General features: G+C 60.4%; 19 protein-coding genes, 6 tRNA genes and 3 rRNA genes. 19 read left to right on the forward strand and 9 right to left on the reverse strand.

Annotation, left to right across the window (positions count from 1 at the left end; translation table 11 throughout):
* Nucleotides 1-165 precede the first annotated feature (165 nt).
* Nucleotides 166-690, forward strand: a complete 525-nt coding sequence (locus ACN8ZM_RS01360; protein WP_011350656.1) for an Lrp/AsnC family transcriptional regulator — start codon at nt 166-168, stop codon at nt 688-690.
* Between the two features lie 58 nt (nt 691-748).
* Here the strand turns inward: ACN8ZM_RS01360 and ACN8ZM_RS01365 are convergent, their stop codons facing one another.
* The 8 genes from ACN8ZM_RS01365 to paaA form a co-directional block, all read right to left on the reverse strand.
* Nucleotides 749-1,396, reverse strand: coding sequence for a GNAT family N-acetyltransferase (locus ACN8ZM_RS01365; RefSeq protein ID WP_164462503.1), 648 nt, complete (start codon nt 1,394-1,396; stop codon nt 749-751).
* Nucleotides 1,397-1,640: 244 nt separating this feature from the next.
* Nucleotides 1,641-2,246 carry a TetR/AcrR family transcriptional regulator gene (locus ACN8ZM_RS01370; protein WP_174382527.1) on the reverse strand — a complete coding sequence of 202 codons (606 nt, stop codon included), beginning with the start codon at nt 2,244-2,246 and terminating at the stop codon, nt 1,641-1,643.
* A 16-nt stretch (nt 2,247-2,262) separates the two neighbouring features.
* Complete coding sequence (locus tag ACN8ZM_RS01375) at nt 2,263-3,087, reverse strand: DUF1835 domain-containing protein (protein WP_420210447.1); 825 nt, start codon at nt 3,085-3,087, stop codon at nt 2,263-2,265.
* Nucleotides 3,088-3,215: 128 nt separating this feature from the next.
* Nucleotides 3,216-4,304: a 1,2-phenylacetyl-CoA epoxidase subunit PaaE gene (gene paaE / locus ACN8ZM_RS01380; protein WP_420210448.1), complete on the reverse strand. Its 1,089-nt coding sequence runs from the start codon at nt 4,302-4,304 to the stop codon at nt 3,216-3,218.
* A 5-nt stretch (nt 4,305-4,309) separates the two neighbouring features.
* Complete coding sequence (gene paaD / locus ACN8ZM_RS01385; RefSeq protein ID WP_420210449.1) at nt 4,310-4,870, reverse strand: 1,2-phenylacetyl-CoA epoxidase subunit PaaD; 561 nt, start codon at nt 4,868-4,870, stop codon at nt 4,310-4,312.
* A gap of 25 nt (nt 4,871-4,895) precedes the next feature.
* On the reverse strand, nt 4,896-5,699 hold the full coding sequence (gene paaC, locus ACN8ZM_RS01390; protein WP_420210450.1) for a 1,2-phenylacetyl-CoA epoxidase subunit PaaC: 804 nt from the start codon (nt 5,697-5,699) through the stop codon (nt 4,896-4,898).
* A gap of 10 nt (nt 5,700-5,709) precedes the next feature.
* Nucleotides 5,710-5,994: a 1,2-phenylacetyl-CoA epoxidase subunit PaaB gene (gene paaB / locus ACN8ZM_RS01395; protein ID WP_010092957.1), complete on the reverse strand. Its 285-nt coding sequence runs from the start codon at nt 5,992-5,994 to the stop codon at nt 5,710-5,712.
* Between the two features lie 40 nt (nt 5,995-6,034).
* Nucleotides 6,035-7,033 carry a 1,2-phenylacetyl-CoA epoxidase subunit PaaA gene (gene paaA / locus ACN8ZM_RS01400; RefSeq protein ID WP_301810730.1) on the reverse strand — a complete coding sequence of 333 codons (999 nt, stop codon included), beginning with the start codon at nt 7,031-7,033 and terminating at the stop codon, nt 6,035-6,037.
* A 197-nt stretch (nt 7,034-7,230) separates the two neighbouring features.
* Between paaA and ACN8ZM_RS01405 the strand changes: the two genes are divergently transcribed.
* From ACN8ZM_RS01405 to rrf, 6 genes are all read left to right on the forward strand, one after another.
* A complete protein-coding gene (locus ACN8ZM_RS01405; RefSeq protein ID WP_420210451.1) occupies nt 7,231-8,502 on the forward strand; it encodes an SGNH/GDSL hydrolase family protein in 1,272 nt (423 codons plus the stop codon).
* A gap of 567 nt (nt 8,503-9,069) precedes the next feature.
* Nucleotides 9,070-10,602 (forward strand): 16S ribosomal RNA (locus ACN8ZM_RS01410).
* Nucleotides 10,603-10,665: 63 nt separating this feature from the next.
* Nucleotides 10,666-10,742 (forward strand) — tRNA-Ile (locus ACN8ZM_RS01415).
* 41 nt (nt 10,743-10,783) lie between these two features.
* Nucleotides 10,784-10,859: transfer RNA gene (locus ACN8ZM_RS01420), tRNA-Ala, on the forward strand.
* A gap of 282 nt (nt 10,860-11,141) precedes the next feature.
* A 23S ribosomal RNA gene (locus ACN8ZM_RS01425) occupies nt 11,142-14,023 on the forward strand.
* A 132-nt stretch (nt 14,024-14,155) separates the two neighbouring features.
* Nucleotides 14,156-14,268, forward strand: a 5S ribosomal RNA gene (rrf, locus tag ACN8ZM_RS01430).
* The 16S, 23S and 5S rRNA genes sit together here with 2 tRNA genes alongside, the layout of an rRNA operon.
* 483 nt (nt 14,269-14,751) lie before the next feature.
* Here rrf and ACN8ZM_RS01435 read toward each other — a convergent pair.
* Nucleotides 14,752-15,717 carry a phytanoyl-CoA dioxygenase family protein gene (locus ACN8ZM_RS01435; RefSeq protein ID WP_089449750.1) on the reverse strand — a complete coding sequence of 322 codons (966 nt, stop codon included), beginning with the start codon at nt 15,715-15,717 and terminating at the stop codon, nt 14,752-14,754.
* Between the two features lie 974 nt (nt 15,718-16,691).
* On the opposite strand from ACN8ZM_RS01435, the gene ACN8ZM_RS01440 reads away from it, so the two are divergent.
* The 12 genes from ACN8ZM_RS01440 (at nt 16,692) to rpoB (ending at nt 26,357) form a co-directional block, all read left to right on the forward strand.
* Nucleotides 16,692-16,777 (forward strand) — tRNA-Tyr (locus tag ACN8ZM_RS01440).
* A gap of 44 nt (nt 16,778-16,821) precedes the next feature.
* Nucleotides 16,822-16,895 (forward strand) — tRNA-Gly (locus ACN8ZM_RS01445).
* A 24-nt stretch (nt 16,896-16,919) separates the two neighbouring features.
* Nucleotides 16,920-16,994: transfer RNA gene (locus ACN8ZM_RS01450), tRNA-Thr, on the forward strand.
* 66 nt (nt 16,995-17,060) lie between these two features.
* Nucleotides 17,061-18,251 carry an elongation factor Tu gene (gene tuf / locus ACN8ZM_RS01455; RefSeq protein WP_011350666.1) on the forward strand — a complete coding sequence of 397 codons (1,191 nt, stop codon included), beginning with the start codon at nt 17,061-17,063 and terminating at the stop codon, nt 18,249-18,251.
* A 59-nt stretch (nt 18,252-18,310) separates the two neighbouring features.
* Nucleotides 18,311-18,386, forward strand: a tRNA-Trp gene (locus ACN8ZM_RS01460).
* 43 nt (nt 18,387-18,429) lie between these two features.
* Entirely contained in the window at nt 18,430-18,810 is a 381-nt protein-coding gene (gene secE / locus ACN8ZM_RS01465) for a preprotein translocase subunit SecE (protein ID WP_006482892.1), read from the forward strand.
* A 1-nt stretch (nt 18,811) separates the two neighbouring features.
* On the forward strand, nt 18,812-19,369 hold the full coding sequence (gene nusG, locus ACN8ZM_RS01470; RefSeq protein ID WP_006400672.1) for a transcription termination/antitermination protein NusG: 558 nt from the start codon (nt 18,812-18,814) through the stop codon (nt 19,367-19,369).
* A gap of 142 nt (nt 19,370-19,511) precedes the next feature.
* Complete coding sequence (rplK, locus tag ACN8ZM_RS01475; RefSeq protein WP_006477201.1) at nt 19,512-19,943, forward strand: 50S ribosomal protein L11; 432 nt, start codon at nt 19,512-19,514, stop codon at nt 19,941-19,943.
* The gene (rplA, locus tag ACN8ZM_RS01480; RefSeq protein WP_006482906.1) at nt 19,944-20,642 is read left to right on the forward strand and encodes a 50S ribosomal protein L1; all 699 of its coding nucleotides are present in this window, start codon (nt 19,944-19,946) and stop codon (nt 20,640-20,642) included. It begins immediately after the preceding gene.
* A 295-nt stretch (nt 20,643-20,937) separates the two neighbouring features.
* Nucleotides 20,938-21,435, forward strand: a complete 498-nt coding sequence (rplJ, locus tag ACN8ZM_RS01485; protein WP_021161756.1) for a 50S ribosomal protein L10 — start codon at nt 20,938-20,940, stop codon at nt 21,433-21,435.
* A 63-nt stretch (nt 21,436-21,498) separates the two neighbouring features.
* On the forward strand, nt 21,499-21,873 hold the full coding sequence (gene rplL / locus ACN8ZM_RS01490) for a 50S ribosomal protein L7/L12 (protein WP_009687178.1): 375 nt from the start codon (nt 21,499-21,501) through the stop codon (nt 21,871-21,873).
* Nucleotides 21,874-22,250: 377 nt separating this feature from the next.
* Entirely contained in the window at nt 22,251-26,357 is a 4,107-nt protein-coding gene (gene rpoB / locus ACN8ZM_RS01495) for a DNA-directed RNA polymerase subunit beta (protein WP_043191867.1), read from the forward strand.
* Nucleotides 26,358-26,361 lie beyond the last annotated feature (4 nt).

Here is a 26,361-nt window from a genome sequence, read left to right on the forward strand (position 1 = left end):
CGGCGTGGTTCGATGTCGAACGTGGCACACGCGGCGGCGTGCGCGACGACTCGGTACGTGCGACAGAGTGTAGCGGGCAGCCGCGAGCGTAAACTTGCGAACTTAATTGCCTGAACCTACGATGGCGCAATTTCCAGTCTCTAACTACTCATTGGAGGGCAGAAGATGGCGCAAGCTGAATTGGATGCCATCGACCGGCGGATTCTCGCGATTCTTCAGGAGAACGGGCGCCTGTCGAACCAGGAGATCGCCGAGCGCGTGAATCTGTCGCCGAGCCCGTGTCTGCGGCGGATCCGGCGGCTCGAGGAGATCGGCGTGATCACCGGCTATGTCGCGCTGCTGAATCCGCAGAAGCTCGGGCTCGACCTGCTCGCGTACGTGAGCGTGCGGCTCGAGAAGCGCGGCGGCCTGGCGCCGGTGCGGGCCGACGAAACGTCGGCGCGCGCGGGCGCGACCCATGCGGAGTTGTTTCGCGCGGCCGTGCAGACCTGGCCGGAAGTGGTCGCGTGCCACGCGATGACGGGGGACATGGATTACCTGCTGCGCGTGCAGGTCGAGGACATGGCGCATTTCTCCCGCTTCGTGCAGGAGCATTTGCTGCATCACCCGTCGGTGATCGACGTGAAGACGAGCTTTTCGCTCGAATGCTTCAAGGAGACGACGGCGTTGCCGATTCGTTCGGTGCGCTAGTGCGCGGCAGGGCAGGGGGAGGCCGGGCGCGCGGCAGGCGCGGCCCGGCTGGCCGACATTACGCCGTCAGGGCGGCGGGCATCAGCGATTCGATGAACTTCGTGGTGCGGCGCGCCTGGCGCTTCATCGCGTAGTCGAACACCGCGGCCTGCTCCTGCAGCATCTCGGCGATGATCGTCGAGTGGTCGGCCGGCGGCAGCGACAGGTACGCATCGGCTTCGCCGTACGCATACTCGATCCGCATCCCGGATTTCTTCGCGATGTGCATCATCGTCGCGTTACGCGACAGGCAGTGCATGTACAGCATCGTCACGTGCGTGTTGCGGCTGCGGATCGCCGCGCGCTCGAACAGTTTCGAGCCGACGCCGCGGCCGCGTGCGCTTTCGAGCACCGACACGCCGAATTCGGCCGTGCGCTTGTCGCCCTCGGCCGGCAGGTAGGCCAGGTGGCCGACGCCGATCAGTTCGAGGTCGTGGTCGAACACGCCGAACACGGTGTCGCGGCCGAAGTCGATCGTGCGGACATAGTTCTCGATCACGTGGTCGGGCACCATCTGGCCGAAGCGCAGCAGGCGGTCCTCTTCGTCGAGCGAGAGAAAGTGGGTGAGCATTTGCTCACGGTCTTTGGAAGCCAGTTCCCTGACGAGAACCGGCGCACTACCGGCGTTGCCGACGACATCGGCAGTGCCGTTGAATTGCGTGTTCATCGTGGGTTCCTCAATGTGTGACCGTACAGCGGGTTGTGCAATGCAACAGCATTTTACCCGACCGTCAGCCCCCGGATTGGGGAAAACCCGTATTTAACGATGTTTAAGCTGGAGGATGAATTCTAAATCTGCTTAGTTAATTGGCTATCTATTTGATTTTTAAGCAATTTAAAATTCATCATATGAAATGCGCGGCGGGCGGTCGCAGTGTGCCCATCGCGCAACGTTTGCTGCTGCGCGGCAATCAGGCGGCCGTCGACAGCCCGCGTTCGATCAGGTCGATCACCTGCTCGGCGAAGTCGCGGTAGCCGAGGCGGCCGCCGGGCTTCAGCCAGGTGAACGTCCAGTTGATCATCCCGAACACCATCATCGTCACGGACGTCTGGTTTTCCTTCGAGATGCGGTCCGGGTACGCACGCGCGAGCTGTCGCGTGAATGCCGCGACGATGTCGCGCTGGCGGTCGAGCACGATTTCGCGCTGCGCGTCCTCGAGATACTTCACGTCGTTGAGCAGCGCGACGTGGCGGCTGTGCGATGTCTCGTACTCGGCGAGGAACGCGCGCACGAGCTCCGCGAACGCGTCGCGCTCGCCGAGGCCGCGCCGCTGGCTCGCCCCTTCGACCTCGGCGATGATCAGCATCAGCCGTTTCGTGTAGCGGTCGAGCAGGTCGAACAGGATCGCTTCCTTGCTCTCGTAATAGTGATAGAGGCGTGCCTTCGACGTGCCGCTCGCGGTCGCGAGATCGGACATCGACGTGCTCGGGTAGCTCGTCTGAGCGAATTTCTCGGCGGCCAGATCGAGGATCTGCTCGCGCTGGGATTCGTGGTCGGGCGCTCGGGTACGGGCCATGGTCGAATACGGAAGATTAGCGGTGCGGGGTGGCCGCGCGGGCCGCGCGCACCTGCGTGGAAGAGAGGGCGTCGGGCGCGTCGTCCTGCAGCTCGAGTCGGCCGGCTGCCGCGAGCTCGCGGCAGCGCCACCAGGCGATCGAGTCGCTGACGAACAGCCCGCCGCGGTCGGCGTCGGCCATGATGCTGCCGACGAGGCGCCCCGCGGGCAGCCAGTCGGCCTCCGCGCGCGCGACGATCAGCGCGTCGAGATCCGCATAGTGGCCGCTCTTGATCGTGTTGCTGACCCAGTAGCGCAGCTCGGCGTTCAGATGTTTCGCCTCCTGCCATTCGAGCGCGAGGCGGCCGATGCGCAGTACCGAGATCGGCGCGGCGACCGGCCGCTTGCGCGCCAGTTCCGCGGGCGAGAACATGCCGGTCGCGCATGCCTGGTCGGTGCGCGACAGCGACGCGCGCTGCGCGGTGTCGAGATCGGCGGCCGACAGCCGTACTTCGTTCAGGCGTTGCGGGACGTTGCGCAGGTGATAGGCGACGCGGCGCAGCAGCAGCTTGTCGCCGACGCTCGGCGCGTGCCACACGACGACCTGGCCCGTATCCATCGCGAGCTGGTCGAGGCGTGCGAACTCGCTTTCGATCTCTGCGTTCCAGTCGGGAATCCGGTCGCCGAGCACGTGCTGCCAGAAGACGGCGCGCGTGTCGGGTGCCTCGTCGGCGCCCTTGAGCGGCCCGACGCCGAGGTCGTCGAGCAATCCGACGACGAGCTCGTCGCGTCCGGCTTGCGCGAGTGCCTCGCGCAGCGACTCGGCGGCGGTGCCGCCCTGAATCACATGAATGGTACTCATCGGCCTGTCGTCAACAAAAGAAAACCGCCGGCCGGGCGGACGTTGCGATGTCCAGCCGGCCGGCGGCCCCTAGTGTAAGCGAGATGTGTGACGGCGAGAAACCGTCCGGCGCCGCGACGCGACGTCGCTCAACGCTCGTCGAAGCTCACGACGACCTTGTCGCTGATCGGGTGGCACTGGCACGTGAGCACGAAACCATCCTTCACTTCATGCTCCTCGAGCGTGTAGTTCTTCTCCATCCGAACTTCGCCTTCGAGCACCTTCGCCCGGCACGTGCAGCACACCCCGCCCTTGCAGGCGTACGGCAGCGCGAGGCCCGCGCGCAGGCCGATATCGAGCAGGCTCACGCCTTCGTACGGCAGCCGCAGCTTGCGCTTCTTGCCGTCGAGCACGATTTCCAGGTCGGCCGCCGGCGTCTGGTCGGTGATTTCGACGACCGGGGCGCCGGCCTGCGGCAGCGGCGTGCCGAAGCGCTCGATATGCACCTTCGCCTGCGGCACGCCGGCCGCCTTCAGCGCGGCTTCGGCCGCATCCATCATCGGCGCGGGGCCGCAGATGAACGCCTCGTCGATCGCGTCGGCCGGCATCAGTGTGCCGAGGAATTCCGCGCATTTCGCCTGGTCAAGCACGCCGTTGAACAGCTCGACGTCCTGCTGGTCGTCCGACAGCACGTGATAGAGGACGAAGCGGTTCATGTAGCGGTTCTTCAGGTCCTCGAGCTCCTCCGCGAACATGATCGCGTCGACGCTGCGGTTGCCGTAGATCAGCGTGAACGTGCTGCGCGGCTCCAGTTCGAGCGTCGTTTTCACGATCGCGAGCACCGGCGTGATCCCGGAGCCGCCGGAAAACGCGACGTACTGCTTGCCGTGATCGGCGTTCAGGTGCGTGAAGAACCGGCCGTCCGGCGTCATCACGTCGATCGTGTGGCCCGGCTTGAGCGAGTCGAACGCGAAGTTCGAGAAGCGGCCGCCGCGCACGCGCTTGATGCCGATGCGCAGTTCGCCGTCACGATCGTAGTCCGTCGTGCCGACGCAGATCGAATACGAGCGGCGCGTTTCCTCGCCGTCGATGTGGGTCTTCAGCGTGACGAACTGGCCCTGCGTGAAGCGGTACGCGTCGCGCAGCTCGGGCGGCACGTCGAAGGAGACGGTCACGGCGTCGGCGGTCTCGGGCCGCACGTCGCGGATACGCAGCGGATGAAATTGCGGGGTCGCCATATCGATTAATAGGGTTTGAAGTAGTCGAAGGGTTCGCGGCAGTCGACGCAGCGATACAGCGCCTTGCAGGCCGTGGACGCGAATTGCGCGAGACGCTCGGTACGGGCGGAGCCGCAGCGCGGGCACGCGGGCGCCGCGACGGGCCGCGGCACGAAACGCACGACGTTCTCCCGCGGCGCGGCGGTGCCGCACTGGCCGACCGGCGGCGCGATGCCGTACGCGCGCAGCTTGTCGCGCGCTTCCTGCGTGATCCAGTCGGTCGTCCAGGCGGGCGCGAGCACCGTCTCGATCCGGTGCGGCGGCAGGCCGGCGGCCTGCAGCGCGGCGGCGATGTCCTCCGCGATCTGCGACATGGCCGGGCAGCCCGAGTAGGTCGGCGTGATCACGACTTCGAGCTGGCCGTCGTCCGCGTGGCGGACGTCGCGCAGGATGCCGAGCTCGCGGATCGACACGACCGGGATCTCGGGGTCGGGCACGGCTTCGAGCACGTCCCATGCACGGGCGAGCAGCGGGTCGGCGTGGCGCGCGGCAGGCACGGCGTGAGCGGGGGTGGTCTGGACGGACATCGTCGGGCTCCGTTGGGGCGGCTGGTTACCAGCTCGCGCCGGGATGCTGGCGCGCGAGGCTCTGCATTTCGGCGAGCAGGTAACCCATGTGTTCCGAGTGCTCGCCCTGCTTGCCGGTCGTCACGTGCTGCACGGGGGCCGGCAGCGTGAGCGTCGCCTCCGCGAGCGCGTCGTCGACGTCCGCGCGCCATGCCGCTTCGAGCGCGGCCGGCGCGGGGGCGATGCCCGCGGCGGCGACCGCATCGTCGATCGCATCGGCGGCGAAGCATTCGCGCGTGTACGGCGTCAGGTAGTCGAGCGCGTCCTGCGCACGACGGTGCGATTCGTCGGTGCCGTCACCGAGGCGAACCAGCCACTCGCGTGCGTGCTGCACGTGATAGCGGGTTTCCTTCACCGATTTCGCGGCGATCGCGGCGAGCTGCGTGTCGGTCGACGTTTCCAGTGCGCTCCACACGTGCAGCATCAGCGCCGAGTACAGGAAGTTGCGCACGATCGTGACCGCGTAGTCCTTGTCGGCGTGCGCGGTACCGGCGATCGGGCCGTAGTGCGGCAGCTCGGCGAGCGTGAAGTTCGCGAACTCGCGCTCGGTGCGGAAGTACGCATAGTCGTCCTCGGTCTTCGTCGCGCCGGTGAGCTGGCGCTCGAGTTCGGCCGCATGCGTATACAGCATGCGCGCCTGGCCGATGAGGTCGAGGCTCATGTTGGTGAGCGCGATGTCTTCCTCGAGGATCGGGCCGTGGCCGCACCATTCGGCGTTGCGCTGACCGAGGATCAGCGTGTTGTCCGCGAGGCGCAGCACGTAGGAGAGGTGTTCGGGCGTGATCGTCATGGCGCGGGCGTTACATGTGGTTGACTTCGTCGGGCAGCGTGTAGAACGTCGGGTGACGGTAGATCTTGTCGCCCGCGGGCTCGAACAGCTCGGCCTTCTCGTTCGGATCCGACGCGGTGATCGCCGACGACGGCACCACCCAGATGCTCACGCCTTCCTGGCGGCGCGTGTAGACGTCGCGCGCCATGCGCAGCGCCATCGACGCGTCGGCGGCGTGCAGACTGCCGCAATGCTTGTGGTCGAGCCCCTGCTTGCTGCGCACGAACACTTCCCAGATCGGCCATTCCTTGTTCATCACTTTCTCCTGAATCCTGAATTCGATGGTGTGCCGCCGCTCAGGCGGCGTGCTGTTCGGCGCGCGCGCGGCGCTTGGCTTCGTGGGCGAGTGCGGCTTCGCGCACCCATGCACCGTCTTCGTGCGCTTTCACGCGGGTCGCGAGGCGTTCCTTGTTGCACGGGCCGTCGCCGTTGACCACGCGCCAGAATTCGTCCCAGTCGATCGTGCCGTAGTCGTGATGGCCGCGCGCTTCGTTCCATTTCAGGTCCGGGTCGGGCAGCGTCACGCCGAGCACCTTCGCCTGGTCGACCGTCGCGTCGACGAACTTCTGCCGCAGGTCGTCGTTCGAGATCCGCTTGATGCCCCATTTCGCGGACTGGCTGCTGTGGACCGAATCGGCGTCGCTCGGGCCGAACATCATCAGCACCGGCCACCACCAGCGGTTCACGGCCTGCTGGACCATCGCGCGTTGCGCATCGCTGCCCTTCATCATCGACAGCAGCGCGTCGAAACCCTGGCGCTGGTGGAACGATTCTTCCTTGCACACGCGGATCATCGCGCGCGCATACGGGCCATACGTGCAGCGGCACAGCGGGATCTGGTTCATGATCGCGGCGCCGTCGACGAGCCAGCCGATCACGCCGACGTCGGCCCAGGTCGGCGTCGGGTAGTTGAAGATGCTCGAGTATTTCGCCTTGCCGGCGAGCAGCGCGTCGATCAGCGAATCGCGCGAGACGCCGAGCGTTTCGGCCGCGCTATAAAGATAGAGGCCATGGCCGGCTTCGTCCTGGACCTTCGCGAGCAGGATCGCCTTGCGCTTCAGGCTCGGCGCGCGCGAGATCCAGTTGCCTTCGGGCAGCATGCCGACGACTTCCGAGTGCGCGTGCTGCGAGATCTGGCGAACCAGCGTCTTGCGATAGGCGTCGGGCATCCAGTCCTGCGGCTCGATCTTGCCGTCGGCGGCCATGACCGCATCGAACCGCGCCTGCTCGGGCGACTCGGCTGCGGCGTCGAGCGGCGCGACGTTGCCGGGGATGTCGAGGGATTGCGTGTACATGGCGAGGCTCTCGTCCGGTTAAATGTGTGCGAAGTATAAACCAACCGACCGGTCGGTTAATAAATTTCTTGCGGATTTGCGGTGAGACTCGGGTAAACGAGGGACGTCGGGGCGCGATCGGGCGACGTGAGGGTGGCCAACACGTGGGGCCGCGTCTTCTGCGGCACAATGCCCGCTTTCCGACGAGGATTTTGCCGATGTCATTCCGAAGCAGTATCGCCGCGGCCGTGTTGGGCGCGGCTGTCTTTGTCTCGCCGCTCGTGGCGTCGGCTTCGGCCGCGCCGGCCGGATGGGTTGCCGCGTGGGCGACTGCACTGCAGCCGATTCCCGACCTTGCCGCACCGCCGCCGCTCTATCGCGCGCCCGATGTGGCCGGACGCGCCGTGCGCCAGATCGTCTATCCGACGGTGTCGGGGCGCGCCGCACGGATCCGCGTCAGCAATGCATACGGTCGTGCGCCGCTGGTCGTCGAGGCGGCGAGCCTCGCGCGCGCCGGTGAAGGCGCGGCACTCGCCGGCGGTGCGGCTGTGCCGGTCCGGTTCGGCGGCAAGGCGTCGGTGACGCTTGCACCGGGCCAGGAACTCGAAAGCGATCCGGTGGCGATCGATGTGGCGGCCGGGCGTCCGTATGCGATCAGCCTCCAGATGGGGCCGAATCAACGGATGACGGTCTGGCATCGCGTGTCGAATCAGTTCAATTACGTGTCCGCACCGGGCGATCACGTGAGTGACCCGGGCGCCGCCGCGTTCCGCACCCGTTTTACCCAATATGCGTGGGTGACCGAGCTCGCAGTCGAGACCGGTTCCGCGCGCGCCAGCGTAGCCGCGATCGGCGATTCGATCACCGACGGGCTGCGCTCGAGCGTGAACCGAAATCGCCGCTGGCCGGATGCGCTTGCGCATCGGCTGACCGCCGCCGGCGTGGAGTCGATCGGCGTCGCGAACCTTGGTATCAGCGGGAACCGGCTGCTCAGCGATTCGGCGTGCTACGGCACGTCGCTGGCGTCGCGTTTCGAGCGCGATGCGCTGTCGCGGGCAGGTGTGAAGGCGGCGATCGTGCTGATCGGGATCAACGACATCAACTTCGCGGCGATGCCGCCGCGCGCGGGGCTCGATTGCGACCACCCGCATACGCAGGTCACGGCCGTATCGCTGATCGACGGCTATCGCCGGCTGATCGACGCGGCGCACCGTCAGGGCGTGAAGGTCTTCGGCGCGACGCTGACGCCGGCCGGGCTGCCGGCGGGGCGCGAGGCGATCCGCCTCGAGGTGAACCGGTGGATCCGAAGCGGTAGCGGGTTCGACGGTGTGGTCGACTTCGATGCGGTGCTGCGCGATCCGGCACGCCCGAGCGTGCTGCAGCGTCGCTACGATAGCGGCGACGGCATTCATCCGAGCGACGCCGGCTACACGGCGATGGCCGACGCGGTGCCGGTCGAGCAACTGCAGGCTGCAGTGGGCGGCAAGTGATGCCCCTCTATATATAGAGAGAAGTATTGCCGGCGGCAGGGAGGTCGGCGGCGTCACGCGGCCCGTCGAGCCCCAAGCCCCCGTGCGCGGCAGCGCACGGGGGCTTTTTCAAAATATTTTCACAAAGGGGCTTGCGTAGTTGGGGCCGGGTGCTTAGAATCACGCCTCTTTCGCGCTAACGGAAACGCGGCGCGGAAGAGGGAAGCAAGGTTGGCGGTGTGCTGCAGTCTGGAGTGCGCCACTGGCCTGGAAGTTGAACCCCGCAGTCGCAACGATGTAGTGAAAAAAGTTGTTGACGAAATGCGAAACACGGTTCATAATCTCGCTTCTCTGCTGCTGAAAACGCAGCGCTGCTGAGAAACACGAAGTTCCTCGCAGAAACGCTCTTTAAAAATTAACAGCCGATAAGTGTGGGCGCTTGATGGAAGCGAGCTGATCCTCGGATCAGATAGCGAAAGTATCAAGAGTCTCACACTAAAGTAAGTCAGGTTTATGAAGCAATTCATATTCCTGTCAGCTTTGAGTGAGCGACCGGTTCTTAACTGAACCGAAAACAGTAACAGGTTTAAACTGAAGAGTTTGATCCTGGCTCAGATTGAACGCTGGCGGCATGCCTTACACATGCAAGTCGAACGGCAGCACGGGTGCTTGCACCTGGTGGCGAGTGGCGAACGGGTGAGTAATACATCGGAACATGTCCTGTAGTGGGGGATAGCCCGGCGAAAGCCGGATTAATACCGCATACGATCTACGGATGAAAGCGGGGGATCTTCGGACCTCGCGCTATAGGGTTGGCCGATGGCTGATTAGCTAGTTGGTGGGGTAAAGGCCTACCAAGGCGACGATCAGTAGCTGGTCTGAGAGGACGACCAGCCACACTGGGACTGAGACACGGCCCAGACTCCTACGGGAGGCAGCAGTGGGGAATTTTGGACAATGGGCGAAAGCCTGATCCAGCAATGCCGCGTGTGTGAAGAAGGCCTTCGGGTTGTAAAGCACTTTTGTCCGGAAAGAAATCCTTGGCTCTAATACAGTCGGGGGATGACGGTACCGGAAGAATAAGCACCGGCTAACTACGTGCCAGCAGCCGCGGTAATACGTAGGGTGCGAGCGTTAATCGGAATTACTGGGCGTAAAGCGTGCGCAGGCGGTTTGCTAAGACCGATGTGAAATCCCCGGGCTCAACCTGGGAACTGCATTGGTGACTGGCAGGCTAGAGTATGGCAGAGGGGGGTAGAATTCCACGTGTAGCAGTGAAATGCGTAGAGATGTGGAGGAATACCGATGGCGAAGGCAGCCCCCTGGGCCAATACTGACGCTCATGCACGAAAGCGTGGGGAGCAAACAGGATTAGATACCCTGGTAGTCCACGCCCTAAACGATGTCAACTAGTTGTTGGGGATTCATTTCCTTAGTAACGTAGCTAACGCGTGAAGTTGACCGCCTGGGGAGTACGGTCGCAAGATTAAAACTCAAAGGAATTGACGGGGACCCGCACAAGCGGTGGATGATGTGGATTAATTCGATGCAACGCGAAAAACCTTACCTACCCTTGACATGGTCGGAATCCCGCTGAGAGGTGGGAGTGCTCGAAAGAGAACCGGCGCACAGGTGCTGCATGGCTGTCGTCAGCTCGTGTCGTGAGATGTTGGGTTAAGTCCCGCAACGAGCGCAACCCTTGTCCTTAGTTGCTACGCAAGAGCACTCTAAGGAGACTGCCGGTGACAAACCGGAGGAAGGTGGGGATGACGTCAAGTCCTCATGGCCCTTATGGGTAGGGCTTCACACGTCATACAATGGTCGGAACAGAGGGTTGCCAACCCGCGAGGGGGAGCTAATCCCAGAAAACCGATCGTAGTCCGGATTGCACTCTGCAACTCGAGTGCATGAAGCTGGAATCGCTAGTAATCGCGGATCAGCATGCCGCGGTGAATACGTTCCCGGGTCTTGTACACACCGCCCGTCACACCATGGGAGTGGGTTTTACCAGAAGTGGCTAGTCTAACCGCAAGGAGGACGGTCACCACGGTAGGATTCATGACTGGGGTGAAGTCGTAACAAGGTAGCCGTATCGGAAGGTGCGGCTGGATCACCTCCTTTCCAGAGCTTCTCGCAAAGTTGAGCGCTCACGCTTATCGGCTGTAAATTTAAAGACAGACTCAGGGGTCTGTAGCTCAGTCGGTTAGAGCACCGTCTTGATAAGGCGGGGGTCGTTGGTTCGAATCCAACCAGACCCACCACCGTCTTGACTGGCGGTACACCCTGAGGAATATCTGTACATGGGGGCATAGCTCAGCTGGGAGAGCACCTGCTTTGCAAGCAGGGGGTCGTCGGTTCGATCCCGTCTGCCTCCACCAATCTTCAATGACAAGCGTTCGACTTGAGTCGAATCTTTGGCATTGGCGATTGAGCCAGTCAGAGCGGTACGAAAGTATCGGCTGTCGTTCTTTAACAATCTGGAAGAAGTAAGTAATTTGGATAGCGGAAGCGTCTATGAGATGGACGTGAAAACTATCCGGGTTGTGATTGTATCGATGTATCTCAAGATGATTCGAACTCTATGTTTGACTCAATTGGAATACGGCACAAATGCGAGAACTCAACCTGTAACGACTGTCGATGAGACAGACTCGTTATAGGGTCAAGCGAACAAGTGCATGTGGTGGATGCCTTGGCGATCACAGGCGATGAAGGACGCGGTAGCCTGCGAAAAGCTACGGGGAGCTGGCAAACAAGCTTTGATCCGTAGATGTCCGAATGGGGAAACCCACTCCTTTTGGAGTATCCATGGCTGAATACATAGGCCATGTGAAGCGAACGCGGTGAACTGAAACATCTAAGTAACCGCAGGAAAAGAAATCAACCGAGATTCCCAAAGTAGTGGCGAGCGAAATGGGATGAGCCTTGCACTCTTTATTTGTATTGTTAGCCGAACACTCTGGAAAGTGTGGCCATAGCGGGTGATAGCCCCGTAGGCGAAAACAGTATGAAAGAACTAGGTGTGCGACAAGTAGGGCGGGACACGTGAAATCCTGTCTGAAGATGGGGGGACCATCCTCCAAGGCTAAATACTCGTGATCGACCGATAGTGAACCAGTACCGTGAGGGAAAGGCGAAAAGAACCCCGGGAGGGGAGTGAAATAGATCCTGAAACCGCATGCATACAAACAGTCGGAGCCTCGTAAGGGGTGACGGCGTACCTTTTGTATAATGGGTCAGCGACTTACGTTCAGTAGCAAGCTTAACCGTATAGGGCAGGCGTAGCGAAAGCGAGTCCGAATAGGGCGTTCAGTTGCTGGGCGTAGACCCGAAACCAAGTGATCTATCCATGGCCAGGATGAAGGTGCGGTAACACGTACTGGAGGTCCGAACCCACTAACGTTGAAAAGTTAGGGGATGAGCTGTGGATAGGGGTGAAAGGCTAAACAAACTTGGAAATAGCTGGTTCTCTCCGAAAACTATTTAGGTAGTGCCTCGTGTCTCACCTTCGGGGGTAGAGCACTGTCATGGTTGGGGGGTCTATTGCAGATTACCCCGCCATAGCAAACTCCGAATACCGAAGAGTGCAATCACGGGAGACAGACATCGGGTGCTAACGTCCGGTGTCAAGAGGGAAACAACCCAGACCGCCAGCTAAGGTCCCCAAATATAGCTAAGTGGGAAACGAAGTGGGAAGGCTAAAACAGTCAGGAGGTTGGCTTAGAAGCAGCCACCCTTTAAAGAAAGCGTAATAGCTCACTGATCGAGTCGTCCTGCGCGGAAGATGTAACGGGGCTAAGCTATATACCGAAGCTGCGGATGCGTGCTTTGCACGCATGGTAGGAGAGCGTTCCGTAAGCCTGCGAAGGTGCGTTGAAAAGCGTGCTGGAGGTATCGGAAGTGCGAATGCTGACATGAGTAGCGATAAAGGGGGTGAAAGGCCCCCTCGCCGTAAGCCCAAGGTTTCCTACGCAACGTTCATCGGCGTAGGGTGAGTCGGCCCCTAAGGCGAGGCAGAAATGCGTAGCTGATGGGAAGCAGGTCAATATTCCTGCACCATTGTTAGATGCGATGGGGGGACGGATCGCGGAAGGTTGTCCGGGTGTTGGAAGTCCCGGTCGCTGCATTGGAGAAGGCGCTTAGGCAAATCCGGGCGCGGAATTCAAGGGTGTGGCGCGAGCTCCTTAGGGAGCGAAGCAATTGGAAGTGGTTCCAAGAAAAGCCTCTAAGCTTCAGTCTAATGATGACCGTACCGCAAACCGACACAGGTGGGCGAGATGAGTATTCTAAGGCGCTTGAGAGAACTCGGGAGAAGGAACTCGGCAAATTGGTACCGTAACTTCGGGATAAGGTACGCCCTTGTAGCTTGATGCCCCTGCGGGCAAAGGGTGAAGGGGTTGCAATAAACTGGTGGCTGCGACTGTTTAATAAAAACACAGCACTCTGCAAACACGAAAGTGGACGTATAGGGTGTGACGCCTGCCCGGTGCCGGAAGATTAAATGATGGGGTGCAAGCTCTTGATTGAAGTCCCGGTAAACGGCGGCCGTAACTATAACGGTCCTAAGGTAGCGAAATTCCTTGTCGGGTAAGTTCCGACCTGCACGAATGGCGTAACGATGGCCACACTGTCTCCTCCCGAGACTCAGCGAAGTTGAAGTGTTTGTGATGATGCAATCTACCCGCGGCTAGACGGAAAGACCCCATGAACCTTTACTGTAGCTTTGCATTGGACTTTGAACCGATCTGTGTAGGATAGGTGGGAGGCTATGAAACCGGAACGCTAGTTTCGGTGGAGCCGTCCTTGAAATACCACCCTGGTTTGTTTGAGGTTCTAACCTTGGCCCGTGATCCGGGTCGGGGACAGTGCATGGTAGGCAGTTTGACTGGGGCGGTCTCCTCCCAAAGCGTAACGGAGGAGTACGAAGGTACGCTAGGTACGGTCGGAAATCGTGCTGATAGTGCAATGGCATAAGCGTGCTTAACTGCGAGACCGACAAGTCGAGCAGGTGCGAAAGCAGGTCATAGTGATCCGGTGGTTCTGTATGGAAGGGCCATCGCTCAACGGATAAAAGGTACTCTGGGGATAACAGGCTGATACCGCCCAAGAGTTCATATCGACGGCGGTGTTTGGCACCTCGATGTCGGCTCATCTCATCCTGGGGCTGTAGCCGGTCCCAAGGGTATGGCTGTTCGCCATTTAAAGAGGTACGTGAGCTGGGTTTAAAACGTCGTGAGACAGTTTGGTCCCTATCTGCCGTGGGCGTTGGATATTTGAAGGGGGCTGCTCCTAGTACGAGAGGACCGGAGTGGACGAACCTCTGGTGTACCGGTTGTCACGCCAGTGGCATCGCCGGGTAGCTATGTTCGGAAGAGATAACCGCTGAAAGCATCTAAGCGGGAAACTCGCCTTAAGATGAGATATCCCTGGGGACTAGATCCCCTTGAAGGGTCGTTCGAGACCAGGACGTTGATAGGTCAGGTGTGTAAGCGCAGTAATGCGTTCAGCTAACTGATACTAATTGCCCGTAAGGCTTGATCCTATAACAAGTCTGTCTCGCGCTGAATACAGCGCGTCGGACTGGTTGGATTCTCGTGTGTGATACACACAACTCAAAATTACTGCTTCTTCCAAGATTGGTTGTGCTGCGAAGCCAGCACAACAACCCCTTTTGCCTGATGACCATAGCGAGTCGGTCCCACCCCTTCCCATCCCGAACAGGACCGTGAAACGACTCTACGCCGATGATAGTGCGGATTCCCGTGTGAAAGTAGGTAATCGTCAGGCTCCCTAAGCCAGAAACCCCCGCCCGAAAGGCGGGGGTTTTTGCATTTCGGCGACGGAAATGCGAGCGCGCGGGGGAAGGGCATTGCACTCATTGCACACCACCACCACCACCACCACCACCACCACCACCACCACCACCACCACCGGCCAGATGAACCTCCCTCTTGCGGAGCGGAGCAGCTCCTATCGGCGCGGCTAAGCGCTACGTCTTTTCAGCCAGCAGAGGCGGATGTTGCTAAAAGGGCATGGGCGACGCGCCGCGGCCGAGCAAAGGGCCTGCTGTCGAAGTCGGATGTAACGCTACTTCGTTGTCCCGAAAGCAACGTTTCCGTTCCGAAGGTTTGAGTTGCATATCGAAAGTCGCTGCACGCGATTGTCCGTGCTGCGACCGGCGCCCGACTTCGTCGTTTCCGAAGGTGTCGCCATTCCCCAGGGAATCTGATCGCCAAGGCCCTCGCCGAACGGGGAGGGCCTTGGAAATGATCACCAGTTGAAGGGGCCTTGAACGCGGTGTGCGACGTTTCCGCCTTCCGGCATGTAGTGGATCACGAATGACTTGCGCGTGCTCCCTGGGGCAACATAATCGGCGCCGCCATGCACGAGCATCCCGTGCCAGAAAAGGACCTCGCCCTTTTTCGCGAGGAACTCGTTGCGCTCGTATTTCGATGCAACCTGTTCAATGTACTCTTGGTACCGATCTGATTGCTCAGGGGGTGATGTGCGGCGTTGTGTCTGCGGGTAGTTGTCGAACTCGCTGAAAAGTGGCTCGCGGTGCGACTTCGGGAAATAGACGAGCGGGCCAGAGCCGGGCTTGATGTCTTCGAGTGCGACCCACACGCCGATAAGCGCATTCATCGGCCATGTGTGGAAGACGCATGTGTCCTGATGCAGAAGTTGCATGCTTCCCTTTGAAAAGGTCAGCGAGAAGTGCGGTACGGCTGCGCGGTCGAGCAGCGCGGAACAGATGCGGATAGCCTGCTTGTTGCGAAAGATCTTCGCGGCAGCCTGGTTGTACAGATGGAACTCGCCGATGCGCCAGTTCGATTCCTCTCTCGCTTGACTGCGAGTTTCGCGCGGAAGGGCAAGCAGGTCGCTGTGCGGCATGTGAGTCGTCTTGACTCCGTCGACGATGACGTCCGAGATGGTCAGGCCGTCGATCGCTTTGTCGGCGAACCACGCGCTATCGACTTCTGACGCATAGGCTTCGAGGTCGGCGAGGCCAAATACGTCCGGCATCGTGAAGTAGCCATCTGTTACCCATTTAGATAGCAAATCGCGCTCGTCTGAGCTGAGCCCCCACCGATCCGCGATTTCTGGAACTCGCGCTAACGCGTCGGGTTCTTCAAACCAAAGCTTGTAAGTTCGCTCGTTTTTCCAGTCGATTATGCCTGACCGGGTTGCCGCTCGTCGTTCAAAGGCTCTTTTGACTTTTGAGATTATCGAGTTCATGCAGTTCCTCGGAGGTAACGCAGGAGTTTGAAAGTCCAGACGGTGTTATGGCTTGTTGGCTGCTCGAAGAATAACGATGAATAGATTTAACCGCCGCCTTCGGGCGGCATTTTTATCGGATTTCTGGTGGATACTGAGGCGTTCGCCGAAGTCGGGTGCGCTATCTTGAGTGAGCCGGACGCAGTCTTCGCGTACCTCCGGCGCCGCTCAGAGGTGCAGCGCGACTGGACGATTCTACAGTACGGGCATGCGATTTCGAGCCAGGCGAAATCACAAAGCGCATTCGAGATTTTGTGCAGCGCACACATATGCCGAGTTACACGCTCGAAACGGCAATCGGCAATTTCAATCGAGCCGTCAAAGCGATTTCCAGGAAACTCGACAAGCTCGACAAAAAGTCCGAGAAGCAGTGATCGCAAGCGCCTCCCAACTGGTCTGGGCGTGCGGGGCAAACACGGCGAAGTTTGCTGTCTCGCCGCCGTGCTCGAGCATTCGTAGCGCCAACCGCGATTCAGTACCGGAAGCAAAGCTTCGCTGTCCGGCGCAACGACCGGGGCGCGCGTGCAAACCCGCCCGTGCATCTCCCCCGTTTCCTGCGGCCAGGCGACATCGAGGCATTCGACGCGAGGCTCCGGTGTCCCGCCAGCTATGTCGCTAAAGCCCCTACGAATACCCGAAGCAACGTCGGCGAAGCCCCCCGGCACGATATTTGCAAAAAATTTGCATCTACCCGCTTGGCAGAGTGCTCAAGAGGTCGTATGATGGCGGTCTTTCGTTTTCAGCGTAGATGCAGATCGACGTTGAGGGCGGAGTCTGACGAAGATGTGGCGCTGATCGGTAGTACCCATGCTTGCCTTAGCCGGGCAAGGGCGGGACGATCGGTGGTCAAGCAAGTGTCGGGAAGAGAGTGAAAATAATCTTCCGGATGTGCTTGACAGATGTGCGATGCACCCCCATAATCGTCAGTTCTCTACGGAGGGGTGCCCGAGTGGCTAAAGGGGGCAGACTGTAAATCTGTTGGCTTACGCCTACGTTGGTTCGAATCCAACCTCCTCCACCAAGATATCAGTGCAGTGAGCGGTAACGGAATCGTTTGTGGCCCGTGCGGGTGTAGCTCAATGGTAGAGCAGAAGCCTTCCAAGCTTACGACGAGGGTTCGATTCCCTTCACCCGCTCCAGACCGCGAAGTTGAAGCTTAAAGCGCCCATGTGGCTCAGTGGTAGAGCACTCCCTTGGTAAGGGAGAGGTCGGCAGTTCGATCCTGCCCATGGGCACCAGCAGTAAAAAGTCAGTGTCTTGTTTGCGCGCGGCGCAACCTGTGAAATTCCTTTTGGGAGTCGAAAATGGCCAAGGGTAAATTCGAGCGGACCAAGCCGCACGTGAACGTTGGTACGATTGGTCACGTTGACCACGGCAAGACGACGCTGACGGCAGCGATCACGACGGTTCTGACGAAGAAGTTCGGCGGCGAAGCGAAGGCATACGACCAGATCGACGCGGCACCGGAAGAAAAGGCGCGCGGCATCACGATCAACACGGCACACGTCGAGTACGAAACGGCTAACCGCCACTACGCACACGTCGACTGCCCGGGCCACGCTGACTATGTGAAGAACATGATCACGGGCGCAGCGCAGATGGACGGCGCGATCCTGGTTTGCTCGGCAGCTGACGGCCCGATGCCGCAGACGCGTGAGCACATCCTGCTGGCACGTCAGGTTGGCGTTCCGTACATCATCGTGTTCCTGAACAAGTGCGACATGGTGGACGACGCTGAACTGCTCGAGCTGGTCGAGATGGAAGTTCGCGAACTCCTGTCGAAGTACGACTTCCCGGGCGACGACACGCCGATCGTGAAGGGTTCGGCAAAGCTGGCGCTGGAAGGCGACACGGGCGAGCTGGGCGAAGTGGCGATCATGAGCCTGGCCGACGCGCTGGACACGTACATCCCGACGCCGGAGCGTGCAGTTGACGGCGCGTTCCTGATGCCGGTGGAAGACGTGTTCTCGATCTCGGGCCGTGGTACGGTTGTGACGGGTCGCGTTGAGCGCGGCATCGTGAAGGTCGGCGAAGAAATCGAAATCGTCGGTATCAAGCCGACGGTGAAGACGACCTGCACGGGCGTTGAAATGTTCCGCAAGCTGCTGGACCAAGGTCAAGCAGGCGACAACGTTGGTATCCTGCTGCGCGGCACGAAGCGTGAAGACGTGGAGCGTGGCCAGGTTCTGGCGAAGCCGGGTTCGATCACGCCGCACACGCACTTCACGGCTGAAGTGTACGTGCTGAGCAAGGACGAAGGCGGCCGTCACACGCCGTTCTTCAACAACTACCGTCCGCAGTTCTACTTCCGTACGACGGACGTGACGGGCTCGATCGAGCTGCCGAAGGACAAGGAAATGGTGATGCCGGGCGACAACGTGTCGATCACGGTGAAGCTGATCGCTCCGATCGCGATGGAAGAAGGTCTGCGCTTCGCAATCCGCGAAGGCGGCCGTACGGTCGGCGCCGGCGTCGTCGCCAAGATCATCGAGTAAGCCAGTTATTCGTTGATCGACAGTTTTGGGGCTGGCAACAGCCAGCCCCAGCATGGTTTAGGGGTATAGCTCAACTGGCAGAGCGTCGGTCTCCAAAACCGAAGGTTGGGGGTTCGATTCCCTCTGCCCCTGCCAAAAAATAGCCACGTGTCCTACGTGGCATTTGTTTTAAGGTGTTATGGCGAATCCATCCGTCGAAACTGTAAATACCTCCGGCGATAAGCTGATGCTGGCCCTGGGCGTATTGCTGGTCTTGGCCGGATTCGTGGGCTTCTTCTGGCTGGCCAATCAGCAGTGGTATGTCCGCGGTGCCGCGTTGGCGGTAGGTATCATCGCCGGCGTGGCCGTCGGGCTGATGTCCGCCCCTGGCAAGAGCCTCATCGCCTTTGCCAAGGATTCGTACAAGGAAGTCCGGAAGGTCGTTTGGCCCACCCGCAAGGAAGCAACGCAAACCACACTCGTCGTGTTCGGTTTCGTGCTCGTGATGGCGATTTTCCTCTGGTTGAGTGACAAATCGATCGAATGGGTGATTTTCTCGGCGATTCTGGGTTGGAAATGATATGAGCGATACTCCGGCATCCCCGAGCGGAAAGCGTTGGTACGTCGTGCACGCCTACTCCGGTATGGAGAAGAGCGTGCAACGCGCGCTTCAAGAGCGCATCGAACGTGCTGGCATGCAGGACAAATTCGGTCAGATCCTGGTTCCGACCGAAGAAGTGGTCGAAGTCAAAGGCGGCCACAAGGCTGTGACCGAGCGTCGTTTCTTCCCTGGCTACGTGCTGGTGGAGATGGAAATGACGGACGAAACGTGGCACCTCGTGAAGAACACCGCGAAGGTCACCGGTTTCGTCGGCGGTGCACGTAACCGCCCGACCCCGATTTCCCCGAAGGAAGTCGAAAAGATCATGTCGCAGATGCAGGAAGGCGTGGAAAAGCCGCGCCCGAAGACCCTGTTCGAAGTCGGCGAGATGGTGCGTGTCAAGGAAGGCCCGTTCACGGACTTCAACGGCACCGTCGAAGAAGTCAACTACGAAAAATCGCGCGTGCGTGTGTCGGTCACCATCTTTGGCCGATCCACTCCGGTCGAACTCGAGTTCGGCCAGGTCGAAAAAGTTTGATCCCGATTCGGTGGGCAGCCTCGGCTGCCCACCTTCGCGCTTACGGCCCGCGTCATGGCCGTTGAGGAGCGTCAGTAGCCAGCGGCGAAAGCGCGTTATTACTCACCGAACGCCTTCTCTGGCGTTCCAATGAGGTTCACAAATGGCAAAGAAGATTATCGGCTTTATCAAGCTGCAGATCCCTGCAGGTAAAGCCAACCCGTCGCCGCCGGTCGGTCCGGCACTGGGCCAGCGCGGCCTGAACATCATGGAGTTCTGCAAGGCGTTCAACGCGCAGACTCAAGGCATGGAGCCGGGTCTGCCGGTGCCGGTGGTCATCACGGCATTCGCTGACAAGAGCTTCACGTTCGTGATGAAGACGCCGCCGGCGACCGTCCTGATCAAGAAGGCGGCGAAGGTGGACAAGGGCTCGAGCAAGCCGCACACCGACAAGGTCGGTTCGATCACGCGCGCTCAAGCTGAAGAAATCGCGAAGACCAAGATGCCGGACCTTACGGCAGCTGATCTGGACGCAGCCGTTCGCACCATCGCTGGTAGCGCACGCTCGATGGGCATCACTGTGGAGGGCGTGTAAATGGCTAAGATCTCCAAGCGCCGTCAGGCATTTGCCGCCAAGGTTGATCGTCAGAAGCTGTACGCGATCGAAGACGCACTGAGCCTCGTGAAGGAATGCGCGAGCGCGAAGTTCGACGAGTCGATCGACGTCGCAGTCCAGCTCGGCATCGATGCGAAGAAGTCGGACCAGGTCGTTCGTGGTTCGGTCGTTCTGCCGGCAGGTACGGGCAAGTCGGTTCGCGTTGCTGTGTTCGCGCAAGGCGAAAAGGCTGAGCAAGCTCGTGCAGCAGGCGCAGAAATCGTCGGTATGGAAGACCTGGCAGAGCAGATCAAGGCTGGCCAGATGGACTTCGACATCGTGATCGCTTCGCCGGACACGATGCGTATCGTCGGTACGCTCGGTCAGATCCTCGGCCCGCGCGGCCTGATGCCGAACCCGAAGGTCGGTACGGTCACGCCGGACGTCGCAACCGCCGTCAAGAACGCGAAGGCTGGTCAGGTGCAATTCCGTGTCGACAAGGCCGGTATCATCCACGCGACCATCGGCCGTGCATCGTTCGAACCGACCGCACTGCGTTCGAACCTGTCGGCGCTGATCGAAGCGCTGCAGAAGGCTAAGCCGGCAACGAGCAAGGGCGTCTACCTGCGCAAGATCGCACTGTCGAGCACGATGGGCGTTGGCGTGCGTGTCGACCAGGCTACGCTGGCAGCACAGTAAGCAAGTATTCGGGCCGCTTCGTTCGCGAAGCGGCCTACATGGGCTTTGGGCGGTTGTTCGTGCAGCAGGGCGAACAACCGGTTATCAAAGACCGTTGGTGGGGCGCAGCAGTCAGGTGATCCCTTAATTCAAGCCAACGCAGATGGCGAACCCGAAAAAGTTTTGCAGTGGTGAAGCCGCAGGCCGTGAAGCGATTCCCGGCGTGAGGTGGAAATACTCCTAACGAGGTCGGACGCCGTTGTTGAACGAGGTACGTGAGGTTTCGTGCCGAGCGTATCGTTTCTGGAGGCTAACCGTGCCGCTTAATAGAGAAGACAAGCAAGCCGTCGTCGCTGAGGTTTCCGCGCAAGTCGCGAAGGCCCAGACCGTTGTGCTGGCTGAGTATCGTGGAATTGCGGTTGGCGATCTGACCAAGCTGCGCGCGAAAGCGCGTGAGCAACAGGTTTACCTGCGCGTGTTGAAGAACACGCTGGCGCGTCGCGCTGTTGAAGGTACGCCGTTTGCTCCGCTGGCAGAGCAGATGACTGGCCCGTTGATCTACGGCATCTCGGAAGATGCAATTGCTGCTGCTAAGGTCGTCAACGACTTCAGCAAGAGCAATGACAAGTTGGTCATCAAGGCTGGTTCGTTCGATGGCAAGGTGATGGACAAGGCTGGCGTGCAAGCGCTGGCAAGCATCCCGAGCCGCGAAGAACTGCTCTCGAAGCTGCTGTTCGTTATGCAATCGCCTGTTTCGGGCTTCGCGCGTGCTCTGGCCGCGCTGGCCGAGAAGAAGCAAGCGGAAGCTGCGTAATCGAACGTGCATCAGCCTCATTGATCGCTGGCTGTATCCGAATTCAATTTAGGAGTATTTCAAATGGCAATCGCAAAAGAAGACATCCTGGCAGCAGTCGAAGGGATGACCGTTCTGGAACTGAACGAACTGGTCAAGGCATTCGAAGAGAAGTTTGGCGTGTCGGCAGCTGCAGTGGCAGTCGCTGGCCCGGCAGGCGGCGGCGCAGCTGCTGCAGCAGAAGAGAAGACCGAATTCACGGTCGTTCTGGCTGAAGCAGGCAGCAACAAGGTTGCAGTCATCAAGGCAGTTCGCGAACTGACGGGCCTGGGCCTGAAGGAAGCGAAGGACGTCGTTGACGGCGCACCGAAGGCTGTCAAGGAAGGCGTCGACAAGGCTGCTGCTGAAGAAGCCAAGAAGAAGCTGGAAGACGCAGGCGCGAAGGTCGAAGTCAAGTAAGTTTCGGCGCGCTGTGCGAAGGCTGGCGGTATTTACACCGCCGGCCTTTTTGTGCTTTGTGGGGACGTTATTCTGGCACTCATTCGGGAGCCCGAATAATCGACCCCAGAAGCCAAAGAAAACCGCCTGATCGTTGTCATTGATCACGAATGGCGGTTCTCTTTGTCTTCTGAAGCGACTGCAGAAGGCAAGTTTGGTCGGGTAGCGGGCAACACAGGCATCCGCTGCCGTCAGCCAGCGGTTGGTAGCGGCCAACCACCAAGCTTCTCGGCTCGTTCAAGCCGTCGGACGGCCATCGGGTCTCAGTCGGTGAACACTCGGGTTTGAAACGTCGAGGTATTCCGCCTCGATAGCACCCGCCGTGATTCGGAGATCGTATGCAATATTCCTTCACCGAGAAGAAGCGCATTCGCAAGAGTTTCGCGAAGCGCCCCATCGTTCACCAAGTTCCTTTCTTGCTGGCTACCCAGCTTGAATCATTCAGCACGTTTCTGCAAGCCGATGTGCCGGCCACGCAACGCAAGCCTGAAGGTTTGCAGGCCGCGTTCACGTCGGTATTTCCCATTGTTTCGCACAACGGTTTCGCGCGCCTCGAGTTCGTGAGCTATGCGTTGTCCGCGCCGGCATTCAACATCAAGGAATGCCAGCAGCGTGGCCTGACGTACTGCTCCGCGCTGCGCGCGAAGGTCCGCCTTGTCATCCTCGACAAGGAATCGCCGAACAAGCCGGTCGTCAAGGAAGTGAAAGAGCAGGAAGTGTACATGGGCGAAATGCCGCTCATGACGCCGACGGGCTCGTTCGTCATCAACGGCACCGAGCGTGTCATCGTCTCGCAGCTGCACCGTTCGCCGGGCGTGTTCTTCGAACACGACAAGGGCAAGACGCACAGCTCGGGCAAGCTGCTGTTCTCGGCACGGATCATTCCGTACCGTGGCTCGTGGCTCGACTTCGAATTCGACCCGAAGGACATCCTGTACTTCCGCGTCGACCGTCGCCGCAAGATGCCGGTCACGATCCTGCTGAAGGCCATCGGCCTCACGCCGGAACAGATCCTCGCGAACTTCTTCGTGTTCGACAACTTCACGCTGATGGACGAAGGCGCGCAACTCGAGTTCGTGCCCGAGCGCCTGCGTGGTGAAGTCGCACGTTTCGACATCACGGATCGTGATGGCAAGGTCATCGTCCAGAAGGACAAGCGGATCAACGCGAAGCACATTCGCGACCTCGAAGCCGCGAAGACCAAGTTCATCTCGGTGCCGGAAGACTATCTGCTCGGTCGCGTGCTGGCGAAGAACGTCGTCGACGGCGATACCGGCGAAGTGATCGCGAGCGCGAACGACGAAGTCACGGAAAGCGTGCTCGAGAAGCTGCGCGAAGCGGGCATCAAGGACATCCAGACGCTCTACACGAACGACCTGGACCAGGGCCCGTACATCTCGTCGACGCTGCGCGTCGACGAAACGACCGACAAGACGGCCGCACGCATCGCGATCTACCGCATGATGCGTCCGGGCGAGCCGCCGACCGAAGAAGCGGTCGAGGCACTGTTCAACCGTCTGTTCTACAGCGAAGAAGCGTACGACCTGTCGAAGGTCGGCCGTATGAAGTTCAACCGCCGCGTCAGCCGTGACGAGATCACCGGCCCGATGACGCTGCAGGACGACGACATCCTCGCGACGATCAAGATCCTCGTCGAGCTGCGCAACGGCAAGGGCGAAGTGGACGACATCGACCACCTCGGCAACCGTCGTGTGCGTTGCGTCGGCGAACTGGCGGAAAACCAGTTCCGCGCGGGTCTCGTGCGTGTCGAACGCGCGGTCAAGGAACGCCTCGGCCAGGCCGAAAGCGAAAACCTGATGCCGCACGACCTGATCAACTCGAAGCCGATTTCGTCGGCGATCCGCGAGTTCTTCGGTTCGTCGCAGCTGTCGCAGTTTATGGACCAGACCAACCCGCTGTCGGAAATCACGCACAAGCGCCGTGTTTCCGCACTGGGCCCGGGCGGTCTGACGCGCGAGCGCGCAGGCTTTGAAGTTCGCGACGTGCACCCGACCCACTATGGCCGCGTGTGCCCGATCGAAACGCCGGAAGGTCCGAACATCGGTCTGATCAACTCGCTCGCACTGTATGCGCACCTGAACGAGTATGGCTTCCTCGAGACGCCGTACCGCAAGGTCGTGGACAGCAAGGTGACCGACCAGATCGACTACCTGTCGGCGATCGAAGAAGGCCGCTACATGATCGCGCAGGCAAACGCCGCGATCGACGAGAACGGCCAGCTGATCGACGAACTCGTGTCGTCGCGTGAAGCCGGCGAAACGATGATGGTCACGCCGGACCGCATCCAGTACATGGACGTTGCGCCGTCGCAGATCGTGTCGGTGGCAGCTTCGCTGATTCCGTTCCTTGAACACGATGACGCGAACCGTGCACTGATGGGTTCGAACATGCAGCGTCAGGCCGTGCCGTGTCTGCGTCCGGAAAAGCCGGTCGTCGGTACGGGCATCGAGCGCACCTGTGCGGTCGACTCGGGTACGACGGTTCAGGCGTTCCGTGGCGGCGTCGTCGACTATGTCGACGCAGGCCGTATCGTGATTCGCGTGAACGACGACGAAGCAGTCGCAGGTGAAGTCGGTGTCGACATCTACAACCTGATCAAGTACACGCGTTCGAACCAGAACACGAACATCAACCAGCGTCCGATCGTGAAGATGGGCGACAAGGTCTCGCGCGGCGACGTGCTGGCCGACGGCGCCTCGACGGACCTGGGCGAGCTCGCGCTCGGCCAGAACATGCTGATCGCGTTCATGCCGTGGAACGGCTACAACTTCGAGGATTCGATCCTGATCTCGGAGAAGGTCGTTGCGGACGATCGCTACACGTCGATCCACATCGAAGAGCTGAACGTCGTTGCACGCGACACGAAGCTCGGGCCGGAAGAAATCACGCGCGACATCTCGAACCTGGCGGAAGTCCAGCTCGGCCGTCTCGACGAATCGGGCATCGTGTACATCGGTGCGGAAGTCGAAGCGGGCGACGTGATGGTCGGCAAGGTCACGCCGAAGGGCGAGACCCAGCTGACGCCGGAAGAGAAGCTGCTGCGCGCGATCTTCGGCGAGAAGGCTTCGGACGTGAAGGACACGTCGCTGCGCGTGCCGTCGGGCATGAGCGGCACCGTGATCGACGTCCAGGTGTTCACGCGTGAAGGCATCCAGCGCGACAAGCGTGCGCAACAGATCATCGACGACGAACTGAAGCGCTACCGTCTCGACCTGAACGACCAGCTGCGCATCGTGGAAGGCGACGCGTTCCAGCGTCTCGCACGCATGCTCGTGGGGAAGGTCGCGAACGGCGGTCCGAAGAAGCTCGCGAAGGGCACGAAGATCGACCAGGCTTACCTGGAAGACCTCGACCACTACCACTGGTTCGACATCCGCCTCGCGGACGACGAAGCAGCGGCGCAGCTCGAAGCGATCAAGAACTCGATCGAAGAAAAGCGTCACCAGTTCGACCTCGCGTTCGAAGAGAAGCGCAAGAAGCTCACGCAAGGCGACGAACTGCCGCCGGGCGTGCTGAAGATGGTCAAGGTGTACCTCGCGGTCAAGCGTCGCCTGCAGCCTGGCGACAAGATGGCAGGCCGTCACGGTAACAAGGGTGTCGTGTCGAAGATCGTCCCGATCGAAGACATGCCGTACATGGCCGATGGCCGTCCGGCAGACGTCGTGCTGAACCCGCTGGGCGTTCCGTCGCGGATGAACGTGGGTCAGGTTCTGGAAGTGCACCTCGGCTGGGCCGCGAAGGGCCTCGGCTGGCGTATCGGCGAAATGCTGCAGCGTCAGGCGAAGATCGAGGAAATGCGCGTGTTCCTCACGAAGATCTACAACGACTCGGGCCGCCAGGAAGATCTGGAAAGCTTCACCGACGAAGAGATCCTCGAACTCGCGAAGAACCTGCGCGAAGGCGTGCCGTTCGCAACGCCGGTGTTTGACGGTGCGACCGAGGAAGAAATGGGCAAGATGCTCGACCTCGCGTTCCCGGACGACATCGCTGAACAGCTCGGCATGAACCCGTCGAAGAACCAGGTCCGTCTGTACGACGGCCGCACGGGTGAAATGTTCGAACGTCGCGTGACGCTCGGCTACATGCACTACCTGAAGCTGCACCACTTGGTCGACGACAAGATGCACGCGCGTTCGACCGGCCCGTACTCGCTCGTCACGCAGCAGCCGCTGGGTGGTAAGGCGCAGTTCGGTGGCCAGCGTTTCGGTGAAATGGAAGTGTGGGCACTCGAAGCGTACGGCGCGTCCTACGTGCTGCAGGAAATGCTGACGGTGAAGTCGGACGACGTGAACGGCCGGACCAAGGTCTATGAGAACCTGGTCAAGGGCGATCACGTGATCGATGCAGGCATGCCGGAATCCTTCAACGTGCTCGTGAAGGAAATCCGCTCGCTCGGTATCGATATCGATCTCGACCGCAATTAATCGG

Source organism: Burkholderia aenigmatica, assembly GCF_048627025.1.
GTDB lineage: Bacteria > Pseudomonadota > Gammaproteobacteria > Burkholderiales > Burkholderiaceae > Burkholderia > Burkholderia aenigmatica.